The following is a 21,051-nucleotide window of genomic DNA, read 5'->3' on the forward strand; positions in this document are numbered from 1 at the left end:
TTTATAATGGCAAGTACTTCAGATATAAGGAATGGTTTATGTATAAAATACAGCCATGATATTTTTTCAGTAGTTGAATTTCAACATGTTAAACCTGGAAAAGGAAATGCATTCGTAAGAACAAAACTTAAAAGTCTAACATCTGGTAAAGTTTTAGATAATACATTCCCTGCTGGACACAAGATTGAAGTGGTAAGAGTAGAAAGAAGAAATTTCCAATACCTATATAAAGATGATATGGGTTTGCATTTTATGGATCAAGAAAATTTTGAACAAATTAGACTTCAAGAAGAACTTGTTCCTGCTATAGGCTTACTTAAAGAGGGAGCAATAGTAGAAGTTTTATTCAATACTGAAGATGATTCTCCACTTACGATGGATATGCCACAATATCTTGTATTAGAAGTAACTTACACAGAACCTGGATTAAAAGGAGACACCGCAACGAATGCGATGAAACCTGCAACTGTAGAAACTGGAGCTGAAATAAGAGTTCCATTATTTATCAACGAAGGAGACAAAATCAAAATCGATACTGCCTCCGCGTCTTATGTAGAAAGAGCAAAACAATAAAAATGAATTACAAAGAAATCGTAGATTTAATAAAGTTGGTCAATAAAACAGACTTGACTGAGGTTAAAATTCAAGATGGAGAATTCAAATTAGATATCAGGACAAAAAATTATTCTGCTGCTTCGAAGAACACTATGAATATTCCGCAGCCTGTTTACCAACAAGCGCCTATTCAAGCGCTACCTGCAGAACAGCCAGCAAGTCCTGTTATTCCTGATTTAAAGCCAACCGAAAGTAAGCCAGCAAGTGATGCTAACTTATTAGAAGTTAGATCTCCTATTGTAGGAACATTTTACAGATCAGCTTCACCTGATAAACCACCTTACATTAAGGTAGGTGATTCAATAGAAGTGGGTTCGGTAGTCTGTATCGTTGAAGCAATGAAATTGTTTAATGAAATAGAATCCGAAGTAGCAGGTAAAATTGTTAAAGTTGTAGTTGAAGATGCAAGTCCTGTAGAATACGATCAGGTGCTGTTTTTAGTTGATCCTAGTTAATTAACATATAATTTATGTTCAATAAAATTCTCATTGCAAATAGAGGAGAAATTGCATTACGAATTATTCGTACATGTAAAGAAATGGATATTCTTACAGTCGCTGTATACTCTACAGCTGATAAGGATAGTTTGCACGTGCGGTTTGCTGATGAAGCTGTATGTATAGGACCTCCCTCTTCCACAGAATCATATCTAAGTATTCCTAGAATTATGGCTGCTGTGGAAATTACTAATGCCGATGCTGTACATCCAGGATATGGATTCTTAGCAGAAAACGCAGATTTCGCTGAAGTTTGCCAGCAATATGGTATTAAATTTATCGGACCTACACCGGACATGATTCGGAAAATGGGTGATAAAGTAACAGCTAAAGAAACCATGATTAAAGCAGGTGTACCTGTGGTTCCTGGTTCTGATGGTCTCGTAAAAGATGTTGCACACGGCCAGAAAATTGCAGCCGATATAGGATATCCAGTTATCATCAAAGCTACAGCTGGTGGTGGTGGTAAAGGAATGAGAATTGTCAAGTCAAAGGACAAATTCGAGGAAATGTGGGATAGCGCTAGAAGAGAAGCAAAGTCTTCCTTCGGTAATGACGGTATCTATGTAGAAAAATTTATAGAAGAACCTAGACACATTGAGTTCCAGATTATTGGAGACCAATTCGGTAAAGTGATTCACCTTTCTGAAAGAGACTGTACGATACAACGTCGACACCAGAAATTGATAGAAGAATGTCCTTCTCCGTTTATGACTCCTGAATTAAGAGAAGAAATGGGGATTGCTTCCATAAAAGCAGGCTCATGTATCAATTATGAAGGTGTAGGAACAGTCGAGTTTCTAGTGGACAAGCATCGTAAATTCTACTTCATGGAAATGAATACTAGAATTCAAGTAGAGCATCCAGTGACGGAGGAAGTGATAGACCACGATTTAATAAAAGAACAAATTAAAGTAGCCGCTGGAGAACCTCTTTCTGGTGAAAATCACATTCCGCAATTACATGCAATAGAATGTAGAATCAATGCAGAAGATCCGTTTAATGATTTCAGACCTAGTCCTGGAAAAATTCAATCTTTCCACTCTGCTAAAGGTCATGGTGTTCGAGTAGATACACATGTATATGCAGGTTATACTGTTCCACCATATTATGACTCTATGATAGCGAAGCTCATCTGTAAAGCTCAGACAAGAGAAGAGTGTATTACAAAGATGAGAAGAGCGCTGAATGAATTTATAATCGAAGGAATTAAAACGACCATACCTTTCCATAAGCAATTAATGGAAAATAAAAAATTTATTGAAGGAGACTTTAATACATCTTTTATGGATACATTCGAAATAAAAGAGGAATAACAATTAAAATATGAAGGGGATCAGGGATCTGTTCGGATACTTTAAGAACTATATGTCCTATGTCCTAGCGGCAATTGGGTCGAATATTTTGATGGCGATCTTTACCGTTTTCTCTATCCCTTTGATTATTCCTTTTTTTCAAATCCTGTTTCAGAAAACACCGGAAATCCCTGTGAAACCTGATAACATCACGGATGTTATCGGTCACTTAAATTATTACTTTTCAGACTTAATCTTATCATTAGATAAAAAAGAGGCCTTGCTTTATGTCTGTGCCTTTATTGCAATCGTATTCTTTTTTAAGAACCTGTTTCGATATTTAGCTTTATTCTTTCTTGCTCCTGCCCGAAACGGGATTATCAGAGACCTAAGAAACCAAATCATGGCAAAATATATGGACTTGCCACTTTCTTTCTACTCAGACGAAAGGAGAGGTGATCTTCTTTCAAGAATCAGTGCAGATGTTCAAGAAGTGGAAGCAAGTGTTCTGAATGTGATAGAAGCCATCTTCAAGGCACCTCTTATCATCGCAGGGAGTCTCATCTTCATGATCTACATCAGTCCACAGTTGACCTTATTTGTTTTTGTTCTACTTATCGTTACCGTCTTTATCATCGGTGGTGTTTCGAAAACACTTAAGAAACAATCTCATGCAGCTCAAAAATCATTGGGCGACATCATCAGTATTGCAGAGGAAAGTATTTCTAGCATGCGAATCATTAAAGGATTCAATGCGGAAGAAACCCAGAAGAAAAAATTTGATGTTGTAAATAATCAATACAGACATCGATTAACAAGAATTTTCTGGAGACGTGATCTTTCATCACCTCTTTCTGAATTCCTCGGTATCGTAGTAGTGACCATTCTACTATATTATGGCTCTACCTTGGTCTTTGATAACAAACTAGAACCAGAAACATTTTTCGCTTTTATATTTGCTTTTTATCAAGTAATCGAGCCCTCTAAGCTTTTTTCAAGTGCCTATTATAACATCCAGAAAGGTATGGCAGCATTAGAAAGAATCCAAGTTATATTGACCAATGAAAATGAGATTAAGAAAGACTCTGGTAGCCAGCTCAAAGAAACATTTGACAATACCCTAGAAATAAAAAATCTATCTTTTAAATTTCCAAATTCAGATATAGCAGTACTAGACGACGTAACATTGACCATTAAAAAAGGTGAGCACTTAGCACTCGTAGGAAGCTCTGGATCGGGAAAGACAACGCTTGTCAATTTACTTCCTAGATTTTATAATATTACTAATGGTGAAATACTGATAGACGGGCAGAGTATTAAAGAATTTGACATTAAAAGTCTGAGAAATTTATTTGGAATTGTTTCTCAAGAACCGATTCTTTTCCACGATACCATTAAAAACAATATTTCATTTGGGATGTCTGATAAATCAGATGAAGAGATTATCGAAGCCGCAAAAATTGCCAATGCTCATACATTTATACAGGGATTAGATGATGGTTATGATACGGTAGTCGGTGATAAAGGCTCCAAGCTAAGTGGTGGCCAAAGACAGAGAATTACCATCGCTCGAGCTATTCTAAAAGATCCAGCGATTCTAATTTTAGATGAAGCAACATCAGCGCTAGATGCTGAATCTGAGAACTTAGTGAAGGAAGCATTAGAAAAAGCAATGTTAAATAGAACCGTCATCACAATTGCTCATAAATTTTCCACCATTCAGAACGCTGATAAGATCATAGTCATGAAACATGGGAAAATAATTCAAGAAGGGAAGCATGAAGACTTGATGAAATTAGGAGGAGAATATTTAACAAACCTTGAGTTACAAAGAATATAATTTCAAATTTTTCTAAGTTAATGTCAAGTTAAAAAAATAAAAAATTTAATTACTCAGTTCTTAGAAGGCTATTACTTTTGTAGTTTCGTGATTCCAATGAAGAAATGTAGAATATTCCTGTTTATTTTTCTCTTACCATTTGCCCTAAAAGCACAGGTAAGTTTGGACGAAGCGAACCTGCCAGTCTTAGACGATATATTCAAAACCTTCATCGATGATATGCCTTCTGTTAATTTGAAAAAGCAAGGGCAAGATCAAAATTGGGATTTCTCTTCTTTATCCTCGGGACTTGCTTATCAAAAAATCTTGCAGTCTAAGGATGTTGATATGCTTCCTACGAATTTCGAATACGATTTTCTTATCAAGGAAAACAGTAATACCATTCGCTTTTATAAAAGGACTGGGAAAAGGATATATGAAATTGGTATGCAACGACCTCATCCTCTTAATTCAGCATATAATGTAATTTCTAAGTACGATGCTCCGAAATTAATTACATATGCACCATTACGCTATAAGGATGACTTAACCAATAGATCCACCATCTACTTCACCTTGCCAGGTACTGAGATACCGCAAATTGTAAACAAGCGACTTCCCGTAACAGCTGATTCGATTCGTATTAAAATACAAGAAGTAGCAGACTTTAGGGTAGATGCATGGGGGACCTTAACCTTATACTATGATCGTTTCGAGGTTCTAAGACAAGAAGTATCCACTAGAATAACTAAAACACTAGAAATTCACAGTGCGGGGAAATGGTCGAAAATTAATAACAACATCTTAGATCCGGCGGGTGATTTGCTCGGAACTTCGTCAGAAAAATTCTATTTATTCTTATCCGATGAAGCAAAAAATCCCATTGCTAAAATCATTATAAATGAAGCTGGCGACCCTGTTATTGCCGAAATTACAGCACCGGAAGAATTAAATAAAATAGTGAGTAATGATTTAACTAGTCAAGAAATAGTCTTATCTCCGAATCCGACCTATGGAGAAGTCAAGCTAGAATTGATGAATCTGGATTATGGGGAATACGACTTTGTGATTTCTAATGTAATTGGAAAAAAAGAATGGGGTGAGAAAATAGTTATTGATCGAAAGCTGAACAGCTTCAAGTACAATTTTTCTTTTCTAGGTAAGGGCACTTATTTCTGGGCTTTGCTAGATGCTAAGGGTCAACGAATTATCACTAAAAGACTTGTTATAATAACTCCATAAATTTCAAGAAGCGCGTCCATTATTCAAAATTTTAGGCGCAACCTGTAACAATTGATGCAACCTCTTCGTCTTCTTGGTGTCCTTAATATAAAAATATTCATGATGAAAAAAATTACACTAATTCTTTCCATAGTCCTATTGGGACTAAGTATTAATGCACAAAAAGATGAAACTATTTTTGGTCAAAGTGGAATTCGCTTTACAGGAATCTGGGGTGGATCTACGACATCTATTAATGGATTTCAAGATGACTTTGATTTCATCGGTGGCGGATTTTTCGCATTTGAATTTAACAAAAGTTTACTCCTCGGATGGGATAACTACGAAATGAGAAGTACGTTAAATGACGGTGGTAAATTTTCACTTACAACACATAATTTCTTAGTAGGATATACACCTTATTCTTATAAATCATTTCATCCTTACTTCTATACATCTGTAGGAAATGGTATCGCCGATGTTAAATCTGAGGGAAGGGATCGGATCTTGAGTGTTCAGCCATCTATAGGTCTTGAACTCAATGTTTTCAGATGGTTAAGAATAAGTCTCGACGGAGGTTACCGCTTTATTAGTGGATCTGATTTTACAAGTGTTAGTGATCAGATGCTATCAAGTCCTTTCGTCGGTGTAAGAGCAAAGTTTGGGTGGTCTTGGGGTAGATAAATGATGAGCGGAATAACAAAAGTAACCATAGGAGGTCGAGCAATACTAGTTAAAAGAGAAGATCTTCTTCATCCTTACGTTTCAGGAAACAAGTTCCGTAAACTCAAGTACAACATACTCCAGGCCTTAGATCTAGGTGCTTCTGAAATCATTAGTTTTGGGGGTGCCTTTTCTAATCATATACACGCATTAAGTTACGCTTGCAAGTTTTACAATATCCCTCTTGTTCTTTTCATTCGAGGCGAAGAAATCGATAATCCAACGCTCCGGTTTGTCAAGCATAATGGTGCAGAGCTTATTTTTGTCGATCGTACTAGCTATAGGGAAATAAAAACGACAATTGCTTTTGCGGAGTATCCTAATGCTTATGTAATTCCTGAAGGAGGTAGTAATAAATTAGCACTTGAAGGCATTAAAGAGATGATGTCAGAAATTAAGGAGACGAATATACATTATTGCGTCCCTTATGGATCTGGAGCAACAAGCATTGGTATGATGGCAGCAATGCAAGATACAGATCACTTACATGTCTTTTCCGCTTTGAAAATGAAAGATTTTGCCGCTGATTTTAAGGAACGGAGTATTAGCCTCGACGTACCGATCAGAAATGTTACTTTTCATGATCAATATCATTTCGGAGGGTTTGCAAAACACCGTCCGGAACTAATTCAATTTATCAATCAATTTGAAATTCCTCTAGATCCACTATATACAGGAAAAATGATGTTTGGGATAGCAGATTTGATTGAGTCAAATTATTTTGCACCAGAAGATAAGATCATTGCTATTCACACTGGAGGACTACAAGGCATAGCTGGTTTTAATGCTCGTTTCGGTAACTTAATCAATCCTCAGCATTCTCAATAAATGCTTCGATTACACGAGGAAAATAAAAATGTTCTAATTCTAATACTTTCGATGCAATTACACTGGGCTCATCGGTAGGCTCTAATTCTTTACTTGCTTGGAAGAGAATTTTGCCATCATCATAGACTTCATTAACGAGATGTATGGTAATACCTGATTCTAAATCTTTATTCTTGTATACTGCTTCATGAACATGTCTTCCATACATACCTTTGCCGCCATATTTAGGAAGCAATGAAGGGTGTATATTGATAATTCTTTCAGGATAAGCCTGAATTAGGTAAGATGGAATCTTCCATAAGAAACCAGCAAGAACTAACACTTCAATATTTAGGGACTTCAGTTTCTGGAGAACAATATCTTCTGAGTTAAACTGGGATTTATTAAAGACAAATTTTTCAATATGGTATTCATCTGCGAGCAAAAGTACACCAGCATCCTTTTTATTGCTCAATATCAATTTGACACTAATCTCTTCATGCCCCTTCAGATATTCTAAAATAGCCTGAGCGTTCGAGCCTCTCCCACTCGCAAAAATGGCAATATTAGTCATTTATCTTCCTCTAAGTTGATTGTAAAGATTTGTTTGAGATGGATCTATTTCCGTTAGAATATCATACAGCTGATTGATTTGTCGACTGTCTGACTGCTTGAATATTTCCACTATTTCATTACGCTTACCATCCATAAACATTTGAACTGCGATAGAGTTAGGAGCAGCTGCATTCACCGCTTGGACATCTTTTAATGCTGATACCATCGCCGCTTTAGCTTTTCCTATATCATTGGCCGATTCGTCTAATCCTAAGCGGTGATAATAGTAATATGCGTCCCGTAATTTTCTTGTTCTAGGATTTAACATCGTTTCTATCATATCTGCTCTACTGTTATCAACTGAAACGCTCCATCCATTATCAGAGCTAGCGCCAGCAGGAATAACTTGAACAATGTTCTGTGCTATCTGAAAATACTTTTGCCCTCCTTGAGGTGAAAAAGTATCATAATCTACACCTAGAATGTAGTGTATATAGTAAAGCAATACAGACGATAGGTTATCCTTATAACTATTAATATTATTTTCTAAAGGTTGAGATTCTACATAAGAGAATGGAATTCCACCATCGTAGTAGTTAATTACTTGAGACGAATAATCACTATTATAAACAGGTCTGATTGATTGTATTAAAATATCAGCAACAAAGGAAGTTGGTGAAGGATCTTCCACAATCGTTATTTGGATGTTTCCTTTAATTCTTTCATCCCTTTCGAATTCATCATCCGTCCATTTATTATTATTAAAAAACTCTTCAATGGCACGCTCTAGTCCGTTAAACACTTTAGGATCTACTTGTTTCAATGTAGGACTGACAGTAACCTTAACATTGAAATCCAGCTCTTGCGATTGCAATGCAAGTGAAGTACACATTAATAATATAAATAAAAGATTTCTTATCATTTTCATTTGTTCTCTTCTTAAAACAACTCAACCACCTGATCTATTATATCCTTTGCTACTTTTTTCTTGCTTTTCAATTCAAATTTAATAATTGGTCGATTTGCGAAAATGAATTGGACTTTATTGGTATCGTGAGAAAAACCGGCTCCCTTATCTTCTAGCGTATTCAGAACTATAAAATCGAAGTTCTTCCTTTCTAGTTTACCTTTTGCATTTTCTATAGCATTATTCGTTTCTAGGGCAAATCCAATTAGTAATTGATTCTTCTTTTTATGCCTTCCCAGATGAGCTGCAATGTCTGTGGTTCTTTTCAAAGCGATACTCAGATCACCATCTTTCTTTTTAATCTTTACATCAGATTTATTAAGAGGCGTATAGTCTGCAACAGCTGCAGCTAAGATTGCCGCATCACAGTTGTTATAATGCTCCACACAAGCCTCATACATCTGAGCTGCCGATCTAACTTTAATCAACTTAATACCTGCATGAGAAGATTTAAAACTTCCTGGACCTTGCACTAAGATCACTTCCGCGCCTCTTCTTGCAGCATGTTCAGCAATCTCGACGCCCATTTTGCCACTTGAATTATTCCCTATGAATCGTACAGGATCTAAATCTTCATACGTAGGTCCTGCAGTAACTAATATTCGTTTCCCAGCTAAATCAGATTTGATATTGAAATTTTGCTCTACAAATTCTACGATTTGGTCTGGTTCAGCCATTCTCCCCTCTCCTACTAATCCTGAAGCTAATTCACCAAATTCAACTGGTATTAGTAGATTACCATATTCCTTTAGCAGGTCAATGTTTCTTATCGTTGATGGATGTTTCCACATGTCCAAATCCATTGCTGGAGCGATGCAAACAGGACATTTAGCCGACAAGTAAGTTGCGAGGAGCATGTTATCAGCAGCGCCATTGGCCATTTTTGATAAGGTATTCGCAGTAGTAGGAGCAATAATCATTGCGTCTGCCCAAAGTCCTAATTCTACATGATTATTCCATGTATCAGAATCAAAGAGATTGCTATGAACGGTATTTTTCGAAAGAGTGGAAAGTGTAAGAGGGGATATAAAAGCTTTGGCAGCTTCCGTCATGATTATCTTGACATCATGACCATTTTTAACTAATAAACGAGTTAGTATCGCAGCTTTATAGGCTGCAATACTTCCTGTAATTCCTAGAATGATATTCATTCATTATTATTTCGATCTCTATTTTTGTATTCTACTTTTAACTGGCCATTAAGGTATTCGCTTGTCGCAATAACAGCTGGATTAGGTAGTCTTTCGTAAAATTTAGAGATTTCTATTTGTTCTTTGTTCTCATGAACTTCTTCAATTGCATCAGTAGTTACAGCAAATTCTTCTAATTTACCGTGTAACTCTTCTTTTAGTTCTACTGCTAATTGATTAGCTCTTTTAGCGATTATTTCTAATGTTTCATAAACGTTGTGCGTTTTTGAAACAAACTCCTCCATATCTTTTCCTTCTAGGTTAGGATCTATTCCTTGAACTTGAGTCTTTAAGTCATTCATACTGATAAAGATTTTATCTGTTTGTTAGCATTTTCAATATCACTTTTCAACTCCTTAAGGAATTTACTTCTTGGATACCTTTTCTTAAACTGATTATAGTACTTTAAAGTTTCTTCGAAACGTTCTTTTTTCTTGTCGAAAATACTATTAGCAGCCAATAAATATGCCGATTTAATTATATAATAATTTACTTCTTGGTAATTTTCTGTATCTGGGTAATCAAGCAACACGTTTTTAAAAGAAGTAATTGCTGATTGATATTCTTTAATCTTAAAATACAATTTGCCTTCTTCGAAAGCTTTCACCTCTAGCTTAGCTCGTAACTCCTCGATCATATCATTACTCTTATCTACTTTGTCACTCGTTGGGAAATTATTAACGAACAATTGCAAATCAGCAATAGCTTTTTTAGTATAAGTCTGATCTAATCGATAAGATGGTGATAACAAGTAATTCGAATAAGCGGACATGAATGAAGCTTCTTCTTTTCTAGAGCTGTTCCCGAAGGTCTTAGCATAACTATCAAAGTAATGAGAAGCTAGGATGTAATCACCTAATTCATAATGAGTATAGGCATAGTTATAAAATATGTCATCTGCTTCTTTCTTACCACGGTAAAAAGGAATGATGATATCATAAAGCGATTGCGCTTTAAGATAATTTTCTTGCTTATACTGTTTCGTTGCTTCAGTAAGTATTTTAGTCGGATCATTACTTGTACGAATTTTTTCAAATTCCGTCTTACAAGATGAAAAGAAAATCAAAATAGCTATTAAAGCCGAAAAGAATTTAATGGATCTACTCATGCGGGCACAAAATTACACTTTTTTTAATAACGAACCAAGTTTAATAATGTGATATAGTCCGAATAGAACTTAAAGTACATCTTAACACTAACAAATCAATAAACTTAGTATAAGTAAAACGATGTCAGATGATTAACTAATCATCCAGATAAATAAATTAAAATAAAAAAAATGACCTATTCCCAGTCGATCATATTTGAATTAGTGAAAAGGGTATCTCTGACTGGACTCGAATCTGTTAAAACCTCTGACACATCCATTATAAAAGTGCTTGATTGTCCTATACCATCACTTTGGTTATTATTAAAAACGATGTTTGCACCATTGTTTGAAAATCTTGGATTATAATCTGCCGTTCCTCCAGCTTTTCTATCAGAAATATCTAATAAGATTTCATCATCTAGATCGTAATAGTATATTCTTTTATTGAGTGGTATACCATCTGTAGAGAAAGATGATAACTCATTATAAGTAAAAACAATTTGTCTTCCAGAGGGAGAAAACTGAGCATGAGACAACTGACCATTCAAAGAATCTAATATTTCAACTTGTTCATTAAGTGCAATATCATATAAATATAATTTAGAATCATTTCCGGAAGGGCGCTCAGTCGTTACAACAAGTTTGCCTCCATCTATCGAACTATAGTCTACTGAAGAGATGATATCTCCAAAGGCTTGGAATCCATATTCCAATAATCCAGTCCCATTTCTAGTAATACTAAAGATTCTATCAAAATCCATGTATATAAGTCTTTCACCATTTTCAGACCATGTAAAAGGTGTTTCTAAAATGTCTTTAGTTCTTAACGGCCTTGTAGATGTAACCTGATTTACATTGTCTCCATTTCTATCCATCATAAGTATATGGACATCTCCTTCTAGCAATGATAAATAAGCTATTTTATCTCTCTGTGGTGAAAATGTTGGTCGCCAATGATTATTCGCATTATAAGTAATTTGAACATACTCTCCTGCTGGAGATCCTACAAAAACCTGGTCTATACCATTAACCTTTCTGACAAAAGTATATCTAAAAATATCGCTTGGAAACTCTTTGGTTTTAAAATTCCATGTAGGACCTAAAGTTTTCAAACCGTCCGAATCCGTAACTTCTACTTGCCAAAAATAAGTCGAATTAAAAGATAAATCTCTTACAACTACAGACGTATCAAGACTTTCAGCAATAATTTTTTCTGGAGTAATATTATCAGGTCTGAAAAACAATACTGTATAAAGAAGAGAGTCATTATCATCTGAACTAGACCATCGAAGATTTATTTCTAAATCCTGTTGCTCCGAATTTTGGCTTGGAAATGGGTTAAATGGTGCTTCAGGAGGAGAAAGTACAACCGAGTCTCTTTCCATTAATATTAGAATCTTATTATTATCAAGGTCTTCGATATTAAAACTTGTCAATGTTGATTGGTAGCCATCTACAACAACTTTAATTGAATAAATACTAGATGTCAAACTATCAAGAACAAATCTTCCGAATTCATCACTAATTCTAAGCTCAGTTACAGGATTCGTAGAAATTTTTGCATTTGGAATTGGTTCAAGGGTTTCTTCATCTGCAACTTCACCTGTTACATTGTTATAGACATCAAGATTACCAAAATCTTCACGACAAGATGTATACAACAATACGATAGTAAAAAACATAAAAAAATACTTCCTCATTCCTTAATAATCTTTTTACGATTAAACTGATGCTTAAATCCTATTCCAAATTGATAATAATAATCAATATATCTTCCACTTTCTAAGCCGTCAAAATCATCTCTTAAGAATTGATTATAATCCAAAGATAAATTAATAGCAGAATTTTTATTGATATAAAGATCAATTCCCAATCCAGCTTTAACTTTAGGATTACTGTTCGAGAAATCTTCTGTGAATGCTGAACCAAGCCCTATTTTCAAATAAGGGTTTCTAACAGCATTTTGAAGGAACTTATATCGAAGATCTACAGAAAACGGATTAATTCTTTTATCTACATATTCCACAGTAGACAACCTTCCGATTCCGATCATACTACTTAGACCCCAATTTTTATTTAATTCATAATGTGCTGCAATATTACCTCCAAGATTTAATCTAGCATATGGAAAATCACCTTGATAGTATGTGCCAAATAAGTTAGAAGACACGGAAAACTTATTAACCTTATCTAATGTTTTCACACCTAAATAATTTTCTAAGTCACCTTCTGTAATTTCCCTATCGTATTCCTCCATCATCATAATAGCTTCTTCTTTGTAACTTGCGTCTACATTCCACAAACCTGATTTTATTCCTTCTAATATTAAAGAATATACAGCTTTCTGAAGTGCTTCGGTTACAGCAATATCTGAAGGCTCATTAAATGTTATGCCTGTTTCTGCTTCTAATAACCTAGAAAATTTCACATATCTGAATACTCCTCCGTCTATAGATTGCGAAAGAATTGTTTTCGAAGTGGTAATATTTTTTAATACCTCACCTGTTTTCGTTGCAATAGCTCTAAGATAGACGGTAACTCTGTCTTGTCGATATGCGGCAGAACCACCGCTTCCAAAATATCGCACACCTATACCTCCTGTTAATATATTCGCATCATAAGAAACGATTCCGCCTTCTAAGATTACACCAGCAAAAAGTAATGGATTTACAAGTAATTTAGATTCACTAGAATTATCATATTGCATTCTAGTTTGTCTAATGATTTTGCGCTCATTGAGCAAATTCCCTATATTCTCTCTTTCTATTACTTTGAACCATCCTGAATCATCTAGTGCCTTTATTAGAATATTTGTGCCGCCTTGGGTAACGGCAGTTGAAAAACTAGAACCTATTTCGGTAGGCTTATATTGACCGGTCTGATCCTTGAACTTATATACCGCTACGACAACAGGATCACTAGGCTTAGGTAGGTCAATTAATGTCTTTTCGAGATTAGTTTTACTTGCAATCCTAGCTTCTGATACTTGAATTGGTTGATTAAGTATTACACCACAAGAAGTCATGGCTAATATCAAAAGCAAAAGACATATATAGGTTATTCTCATTCGCAGAATCTTAAATTAATCGTATGGTACTGTAATTTGGGTCTGACTACCCGTAATAATATCATTTATCGTAACGATAAGACCATTAACTCCAGGAACAATATCTACTACTAAATTCCCTACTTCAAATGTTCCCACCTCGAGTCCATTCTCTCCAAAAATTTCACTACTTCTTAAAAGTTCACGTCTTAATTCACTTAAAAATTGCTGATTGAAATCACCTTCGAAATCAGCCAATAAGTCCTCTAAGTCACTTTCAGGCTCTTCATATGTATTTTGAGCATTAGCCGAATTAAGCAACCAGCTGTAATTTAGATAATTACCGCCAAAAGCTGGATTCTTTGGTGTATACACCAAATCTTGACCAAACATAAGAGAAGTTGTAAATAATACTATTCCTAAAACTGTGATTGCATTTTTTATTTTCATCTTATTAATTTTAAATACCATTCCAATCTCCTCCGATCTCATCATCTCGAGTTTCTTTTTCGCTTAATTTATTTCTTACGGATCCTATCGTAAATGCTAATAATTGAGGTATAAATTCTTCATTGTCTTTTAGAAAACTATCTACGACTAATTCTCCATCCAAGTATACTTTTAACTTTGTTGTCCTAAATCTAAATGGGAGTTCTTCAAATTCGATGGTATAATCAGATAAACCTTTAGGAGAAACCCAGTTCTTTTCAAAAAGCTCAAAAAAACTACGACCTATCGGTGTCCTTGTACGATCTATTTTAAGTCCCCCTAAATCAATTTCTATATCTCTAGGACCGCCTTTGCTGTTAACATTTTTAAAACTATTAGGAAAATCTAATGTAAGTGAATCTTTGCTAATAAGCGAATCCCTTTGATACAAATCCAATCTAATTATAGATTGAGAAAGTACCGAGTATTCTAAAGTAGCGAAATTGAAATTTGATACTGTTTTGGGGGCTACTATTAAGACTTGGTTATAGTCTTTTTGAATAGGTCTAAAGCTTAAATTTTGAGATTGAATATTTACCTTAGCGTTAAAGTTTTTCTTTAAATTACTTGCGTTTTCAATCTTTATATAAAGTAATATTTCTGTGTCGAATTGCTCATAGGCAATTTTAACCCTGAAATCATTTGCAGAAGAAATGACAGAAGTCAATGCAAATACAATAGCTAATGCGATATTCTTAATCATAACGCTAAATTTACTATTTTCAAGGCAGTTTATAAAATTCTACTGTTTAGTTTCAATGATGATTTCCATATCTCTACCATACATTTTGACCTCTAAACCACTATCTGAAATTCCTTGAACATTATGATTTAATCTCAAATTATTACCATTTTGTATCACAATAAAATTACTATCGTCTGCTTTAATGAAATTCTGATCCAGATAGTTATTGTTTCCTATTTGGATATTAGCTACTTTAGTTGAGGAACTAAAATTAGTAGACTCCATATAATTATGTCCTCCCTCTTGTAAAATATCTATACTATTTTCAAGTCCATTTTGAGTAATAAATAATTGATTAAAATCTCCTTTAACGCGAGCATTAGCTTCATTCACTCCTACTTGCTTAAAGCTTATCAGATTATTGCTTCCTTCATTTATAGATAGGCTAACAACCTGCCTTTCGACAAAATTACGTTCTTCGAACAAATCTAAGTTACTTTTAATTTCTCCTTGGTCATTCTGGATAACCACTTGACTATTCGCCATATGAGAAATGAATACTAAAAATAAAAGTAAAAGATATTTCATAAGTTTTTAGATTAAATCAATGGCGAGATATAAATCTCGCCACCGATTTTATTTTATTAAATGTAGAGTTTTTTATACTTCTAACAAGTAATATTGATTTTACTCTTGTGTAACGTTTACAACATTTAAGTTAGACTCATTAGAGATAACAACTGTCGATAAACCAAGGAAATCTTGAGTTATAATCACTTCATTATTACTACTTTCATTTTCAATGGTTACTGAAGAATCATTTCCTCCTAAAGTCAAATAAGAATCAGTTTGTAAAACATCTACATAGTTATCACTTGAATCATCATCAATAGTTACTTCTGATATCTGAGACCATCCATCTTGAAAAACATATACAAAGTTATCTGAACTTTCATCACTTATTGCAACAGTAGATGCATTATCAGTACCATCACTTCCTGTATACCAAGCTGGAGCCTGAACAACAATAACCTCATTGTCGTCTGAACCATCTGTAATTTCAACTGTAGAAGAGTTAAAATCTTCTTGTTGATCAACTTCAACGTAATTTCCATTACTGTCATCTATCAACACTTCAGATTCATTTCCTCCTACAAAAGCTACAGCTAAATCATCTTGATATATTATAACTTCATTATTATCTGCATCATGATCTAATACAACACTTGAAGTATTATCTGAAAATGCCTGAAATACATTTACATAATTTCCATCAGAGCTATTATCTGCTGAAACTGAAGAAAGATTTCCTCCACCGAATCCAAAATCATCTTGTGTTACTATTACAAGATTCTCATCAGAAGCGTCATTAATATAAACTGAAGAAACATGTGTATCACCTGACTGGAAAACACTTACAATATTATCATCAGACTCATCTAAAACGTCTACTGTAGAATTCAAATCAAAATAAGAGAATTGATAAACATCAATAATGTTAGAATTAGACTCATCGTCTATAGTTACAGCAGAAGTAGAAGCTACTTGCGCAGATAACGAAAAGGATAGCATCAATGCTAACGCGAAAAAAAATAGATTTTTCATAAAATTAAAATTTTTAAAAGTTTAAAAAGATTAATTGAATAGATACTAAGGGACACCGTAGAAATGACTTCTGAAACAGAAATTATAGCACACTAAAGAAGGTCGATATGAATCAACTAAGCTATAATACAACATGTGTAAGTAATTGTTTGGAGTTTCTTGTTGGCTTTTATTAGTATTTAGGCAATTAATTGGTTAATTAAGATTATAAATAAACTTGCTCACCTTTTAACTTTAATTTGACAGGATTTTAACTAGATACTATTTTGGTTATGAGGTCAAGCTAAAATTAGACAATGATGCAATTAGTATTTATAATTAAGGTATTTCAAATATAAACAATACAAAACAAAAAGTAAAGTATTTGAGAAAGAAATATATTTAAAATTTAATTATGAAAAAAGCCCAGGCGAAAATACAATCACCTGAGCCCTCTAATATAATTACCTAATTACCTAATTAGATTTTTAATCACATGAGTTATCCCAGACTGTGCTCTAAACAGCAAGCTCAAAAATTCAATTCGAATTTCATCTACTTAATACTCCAATAAAATAAACTAAATGTTGATTTGAAATAAATGCAATATCATCGTTTCTTTTAGATGAATATTCCAAGATAGGAATACGCTATCGCATTAACAATTTGACTTTGATCATTTGGGTTAAGTTTAGGGTTGTTAATAAAAGGTATTAATACCATTAAGATAAAATAATATATATTTAATTTCAAAATATTATTATACTCAAAAAAAAAATTAAATCATATTTATAAAATTATTATATATAATATTTTTATTTACAATACACTACACCTTCATCGTCCATTTATAAAAATATTGCCCCTTCTCCTAATTCCAATTAATCTCCTTTCTTTCTATTAGAACATTTACTATCTTCCCATTTTTCATTCATTGGATAAGAACTTCATTTAGATGAGACAACTGTTTATTGCTTTTTCAATTATTGTGATAATTCTAATCGCTAGCTTAAGCTACTTCATTAGTCCATACTTCCTTCTTCTTTGCATTATTTTCCTCCCACTTATTTTCCTTGGAACTTACGATCTGCTCCAGAAAAAACACGCTTTAATGAGAAATTTCCCGCTCTTGGGAAGAAGCAGATATATTTTTGAATGGTTTAGACCAAAGATTTATCAATATTTTGTTGAACCTGACTACGATGGCAGACCTTTCTCTCGAATTAATAGATCCCTCGTTTACGCCAGAGCGAAAAACGAAACATCTACCACTCCTTTTGGCACTCAAATGAACGTTTATGATGAATCTTACGAATGGATGAATCACTCTATCGCAGCTTTAGACCATCATAAAATAGATCACGATCCTAGAGTATTAATCGGTGGCCCAGACTGCCTGCAACCCTACTCTGCCAGCATATTTAATGTATCTGCAATGAGTTTCGGCTCCCTTTCCAGTAACGCTATCGAAGCTCTTAATGGAGGCGCGGCTATAGGAGGATTTGCACACAACACAGGTGAAGGAGGAATCAGCTCTTATCACAACAAACATAATGGTGATTTAATCTACCAAATCGGAACGGGGTACTTTGGCTGTAGAACCGACGATGGAAATTTCGATCCCCAATTATTTGAAAAACGGGCAGCACAGCCAAATGTCAAAATGATTGAAATCAAACTTTCCCAAGGTGCTAAACCCGGACACGGTGGTATACTTCCCGCTTCAAAAGCAACACCGGAGATTGCTGAAATAAGAAATATTGTTGCCGGAAAGGCAGTTCTTTCTCCGCCGTTCCACAAGGCATTTAATAGTCCTATCGGATTACTTAACTTAGTAAAAGAAATGAGAATTCTTTCTAAAGGTAAGCCTATAGGTTTCAAACTGTGCATAGGGCACAAATCTGAATTTTTAAGTATCTGTAAAGCAATGATCAAAACTGGCATTACACCAGACTTCATTTCTATTGATGGCGGAGAAGGAGGAACAGGTGCAGCTCCAGTAGAGTTTTCGAATTCTGTAGGAATGCCATATAAAGACGGACTTTCATTTGCCTATAACGCTCTAGAAGGTTTTGGGTTAAAAGAAAAGATTAAACTGATTGCTTCTGGAAAAATCGTATCTGGATTTGACATCTATAGATCTTTAGCTTTAGGTGCTGACGCATGTTATAGCGCAAGAGCAATGATGATGGCTGTAGGATGTATCCAAGCACTAGAATGCAATAAGAATACCTGCCCCACTGGCGTTGCCACACAAAATCCTTCACTTACGAAAGGCCTTAACGTCGATGATAAAAAATTTAGAGTTGCTAATTACCATAAAGAAACCATACATAGCTTTATTGAACTTATGGCAGCATCTGGCATTCCAGATCTGGATATGATTAATAGATCTTTCATTTATTCCCGTATTTCACCAGATAAGATAGCTAGATATGATCAACTTTATCCATATATAGAAGAAGGTTGTCTCCTTAATGAAGATACCATACCCAAAAGTTATAAAATCCATATGGATCTTTCTGACCCAGAAATATTCATGAAGCATGCTATGCTACAGAAGCTCCATCTTTAACTGGGCTCTCTTCATTAGATCATATACTTGGACCAGCTGGACTTCGTCAAATACTTCAAAGTAAGGGTGTGTTTTCTTAACTCCTTTACATAATAAGTCTTCTGCAATTGTTAATTGCTTCATAGCCTCCTCTGCCTGCCCTGTATTTAGATATGCTTCTCCCATATACACATAAGCCATTGTACAGTTACTATACTTATTAATCGCTTTCTCGAAATCTATGATTGCATCATCTAGGCATTCATGTCTTAGGTTAGCAATTCCTCTATAAACATAGACATATTCAGATGTTCCGCTCTTTTCATGTTCGATACAGGTATCAAATTCTGAAACGGCCTGATCATACATTCCTAGTTGCTTATAAGCAAGTCCTTTCAGATAATTTACATTCTCTCCCCAAACGTAATTCACCCCTTGAGAAATATCATCATAATAATGCAGATCTTCTAATGCCCTCTCATAATCTCGATAGAAAAAAAGCATCTGCCAACTTGTAAAATATAGTGCACTAAGCGGATCTAGTTGTACCGCTTTATCGATCAATGGAAAGCCTTGAGCAAACCTTCCTGTTCTAGAAAACTTGAACGATTTCTTTCGAAAATATTCTTCTTTTTCGTCATTTAAAGCAATTAGCGTATCTAATTTTTCTTGCCGCAATAAACTACCTTCGAATAACCGATTAACTTCCTTGGCTATCCGGACCTCCATGCTATCTCGCTCCTCACTTGTATACATATAATTAAGGCGATATTCAAGTGGTACTTGATTACAGCTCACTAAGATTAACAAGAAAAGACTAAGGATATATTTCATCTATTTCTCCATCTTTTATTCTAAATATCAGAAACTTAAATGCGTCTACCGTTTCATTCCTTCGTTCCCCAGGTATCCAATCGCCAGCTCCATTAAATATATCAACAATCTGATTTCTAATTTGCGGATTTAATGATCTTTCCCTGAAATCTATATCCATCTCTTCGATTTGAAGACGGCCCACTTTTCCTTCACAATTTATAACAAATTTAAGCTTAACTAAACCATTATTCTTCCCAAATTTTATTGGAGTATACCTTTCATCGAATATTTGCTTTAACCGATACAATCCACCATCAAAACTCGGATACTTAAAATAATACCAATCACTTCTATTGTTTTCATAAAGATAAGGATCGCAAACTTGAAACTCTGGAACACTATACTCCTCGGTACTTTGAGCTATTCTTTTGTAGGTCAATGTTTGAAAAGAACTATTTCGCCAAGTCTCTATTTTTAAGGTATCATTCGAAAAATAATGAATCAATTCAAGTGGGAAATAAGGTGTCTCACATTCTTTGAAATTTCCAAGCCTTTGCAAAAATTTAATGCCATTATTATCTAAAATATCCCAGCAAATTTTTTCTTTGGTTTTTAATCTTTTGTTGAATACGATTAAACCATCCTCTCTGAACTCTAACATTTCATCCCCACTAATCCACTGACCGCCTATCAGTTCCGCCTTCATCTCGATTGAATCTTTAGGAATCATTACTGGTTGAACTTTTTTATAATAAAATGGATAAAATTCTCCCATCGCTAATTCATCGCCAACCATAGCAACAGAATTCAATGGATACTTCCGATAGGGAAAATGAATAGAATCTTTTGCTATTTCTATGGGCTTAAAAGTGTCTCTCCAGCCAACTGAAAAAGCCCTAACACATTTTTCGGAATCAATTTCTAAAAAATGGTTAAAAGGGCGGAAAGCATTAATGTCTAGTTTCACCCCACCACCTAGCCAATAACCTGGTAGTAAATCAGCATCGAATGAAGAATCATCAGATTTACATGAAACAAATAATATGACAAAAATCAAGAGGTATCTCAAAGCATGCTAAACTTAATTTTAAGTTATGA

Annotated in this window: 21 protein-coding genes; 8 read left to right on the plus strand and 13 right to left on the minus strand. The window is 34.4% G+C overall.

Features of this window, described 5'->3' with window-relative positions:
* The first annotated feature begins 6 nt into the window (after window positions 1-6).
* The 7 genes from efp (at window position 7) to L2586_RS07215 (ending at window position 6,998) form a co-directional block, all read left to right on the plus strand.
* Window positions 7-573, plus strand: a complete 567-nt coding sequence (gene efp, locus L2586_RS07185; RefSeq protein ID WP_235292156.1) for an elongation factor P — start codon at window positions 7-9, stop codon at window positions 571-573.
* Between the two features lie 2 nt (window positions 574-575).
* On the plus strand, window positions 576-1,070 hold the full coding sequence (gene accB, locus L2586_RS07190) for an acetyl-CoA carboxylase biotin carboxyl carrier protein (protein WP_235292158.1): 495 nt from the start codon (window positions 576-578) through the stop codon (window positions 1,068-1,070).
* Window positions 1,071-1,084: 14 nt separating this feature from the next.
* Window positions 1,085-2,428, plus strand: coding sequence for an acetyl-CoA carboxylase biotin carboxylase subunit (gene accC, locus L2586_RS07195; RefSeq protein ID WP_235292159.1), 1,344 nt, complete (start codon window positions 1,085-1,087; stop codon window positions 2,426-2,428).
* A 10-nt stretch (window positions 2,429-2,438) separates the two neighbouring features.
* Window positions 2,439-4,247 carry an ABC transporter ATP-binding protein gene (locus L2586_RS07200; RefSeq protein ID WP_235292160.1) on the plus strand — a complete coding sequence of 603 codons (1,809 nt, stop codon included), beginning with the start codon at window positions 2,439-2,441 and terminating at the stop codon, window positions 4,245-4,247.
* 96 nt (window positions 4,248-4,343) lie between these two features.
* The gene (locus tag L2586_RS07205; protein WP_235292162.1) at window positions 4,344-5,468 is read left to right on the plus strand and encodes a hypothetical protein; all 1,125 of its coding nucleotides are present in this window, start codon (window positions 4,344-4,346) and stop codon (window positions 5,466-5,468) included.
* Window positions 5,469-5,570: 102 nt separating this feature from the next.
* Window positions 5,571-6,131, plus strand: a complete 561-nt coding sequence (locus tag L2586_RS07210; RefSeq protein ID WP_235292163.1) for a hypothetical protein — start codon at window positions 5,571-5,573, stop codon at window positions 6,129-6,131.
* A gap of 3 nt (window positions 6,132-6,134) precedes the next feature.
* Window positions 6,135-6,998, plus strand: coding sequence for a 1-aminocyclopropane-1-carboxylate deaminase/D-cysteine desulfhydrase (locus tag L2586_RS07215; RefSeq protein WP_235292164.1), 864 nt, complete (start codon window positions 6,135-6,137; stop codon window positions 6,996-6,998).
* Here the strand turns inward: L2586_RS07215 and purN are convergent.
* The 11 genes from purN to L2586_RS07270 all read right to left on the minus strand — a co-directional run bounded on the left by purN (window position 6,976) and on the right by L2586_RS07270 (window position 16,604).
* Entirely contained in the window at window positions 6,976-7,551 is a 576-nt protein-coding gene (gene purN / locus L2586_RS07220; protein WP_235292165.1) for a phosphoribosylglycinamide formyltransferase, read from the minus strand. The two genes, L2586_RS07215 and purN, sit on opposite strands and share 23 nt — an antisense overlap.
* Window positions 7,552-8,460: a type IX secretion system protein PorD gene (porD, locus tag L2586_RS07225; protein WP_235292167.1), complete on the minus strand. Its 909-nt coding sequence runs from the start codon at window positions 8,458-8,460 to the stop codon at window positions 7,552-7,554.
* An 11-nt stretch (window positions 8,461-8,471) separates the two neighbouring features.
* Window positions 8,472-9,650 (minus strand): bifunctional phosphopantothenoylcysteine decarboxylase/phosphopantothenate--cysteine ligase CoaBC, encoded by a 1,179-nt coding sequence (coaBC, locus tag L2586_RS07230; protein ID WP_235292168.1) that lies wholly within the window; start codon window positions 9,648-9,650, stop codon window positions 8,472-8,474.
* Window positions 9,647-9,991 (minus strand): DNA-directed RNA polymerase subunit omega, encoded by a 345-nt coding sequence (locus L2586_RS07235; RefSeq protein WP_235292171.1) that lies wholly within the window; start codon window positions 9,989-9,991, stop codon window positions 9,647-9,649. The genes coaBC and L2586_RS07235 overlap by 4 nt, the downstream gene beginning before the upstream one ends.
* The gene (locus L2586_RS07240; protein ID WP_235292172.1) at window positions 9,988-10,797 is read right to left on the minus strand and encodes an outer membrane protein assembly factor BamD; all 810 of its coding nucleotides are present in this window, start codon (window positions 10,795-10,797) and stop codon (window positions 9,988-9,990) included. The genes L2586_RS07235 and L2586_RS07240 overlap by 4 nt, the downstream gene beginning before the upstream one ends.
* Window positions 10,798-10,973: 176 nt before the next feature.
* On the minus strand, window positions 10,974-12,479 hold the full coding sequence (locus L2586_RS07245) for a carboxypeptidase-like regulatory domain-containing protein (RefSeq protein WP_235292174.1): 1,506 nt from the start codon (window positions 12,477-12,479) through the stop codon (window positions 10,974-10,976).
* Entirely contained in the window at window positions 12,476-13,846 is a 1,371-nt protein-coding gene (locus L2586_RS07250; protein ID WP_235292175.1) for a CsgG/HfaB family protein, read from the minus strand. The genes L2586_RS07245 and L2586_RS07250 overlap by 4 nt, the downstream gene beginning before the upstream one ends.
* Before the next feature lie 15 nt (window positions 13,847-13,861).
* On the minus strand, window positions 13,862-14,275 hold the full coding sequence (locus L2586_RS07255; RefSeq protein WP_235292176.1) for a curli assembly protein CsgF: 414 nt from the start codon (window positions 14,273-14,275) through the stop codon (window positions 13,862-13,864).
* A gap of 10 nt (window positions 14,276-14,285) precedes the next feature.
* Window positions 14,286-15,017, minus strand: coding sequence for a curli production assembly/transport protein CsgE (locus tag L2586_RS07260; RefSeq protein WP_235292177.1), 732 nt, complete (start codon window positions 15,015-15,017; stop codon window positions 14,286-14,288).
* 39 nt (window positions 15,018-15,056) lie between these two features.
* Window positions 15,057-15,587, minus strand: coding sequence for a hypothetical protein (locus L2586_RS07265; RefSeq protein ID WP_235292178.1), 531 nt, complete (start codon window positions 15,585-15,587; stop codon window positions 15,057-15,059).
* A 99-nt stretch (window positions 15,588-15,686) separates the two neighbouring features.
* A complete protein-coding gene (locus tag L2586_RS07270) occupies window positions 15,687-16,604 on the minus strand; it encodes a hypothetical protein (RefSeq protein WP_235292180.1) in 918 nt (305 codons plus the stop codon).
* 934 nt (window positions 16,605-17,538) lie between these two features.
* Here L2586_RS07270 and L2586_RS07275 point away from each other — a divergent pair.
* Complete coding sequence (locus L2586_RS07275; protein ID WP_348535582.1) at window positions 17,539-19,158, plus strand: FMN-binding glutamate synthase family protein; 1,620 nt, start codon at window positions 17,539-17,541, stop codon at window positions 19,156-19,158.
* Here L2586_RS07275 and L2586_RS07280 read toward each other — a convergent pair.
* Both L2586_RS07280 and L2586_RS07285 read right to left on the minus strand, forming a co-directional pair.
* Window positions 19,138-19,971, minus strand: a complete 834-nt coding sequence (locus L2586_RS07280; protein ID WP_235292183.1) for a tetratricopeptide repeat protein — start codon at window positions 19,969-19,971, stop codon at window positions 19,138-19,140. The genes L2586_RS07275 and L2586_RS07280 overlap by 21 nt on opposite strands.
* Window positions 19,955-21,022, minus strand: a complete 1,068-nt coding sequence (locus L2586_RS07285; RefSeq protein WP_235292184.1) for a hypothetical protein — start codon at window positions 21,020-21,022, stop codon at window positions 19,955-19,957. Before L2586_RS07285 ends, L2586_RS07280 begins: the two co-directional genes overlap by 17 nt.
* Between the last annotated feature and the right edge of the window lie 29 nt (window positions 21,023-21,051).

The sequence above is a fragment of the Portibacter lacus genome, from assembly GCF_021533215.1.
Taxonomy (GTDB): domain Bacteria; phylum Bacteroidota; class Bacteroidia; order Chitinophagales; family Saprospiraceae; genus Portibacter; species Portibacter lacus.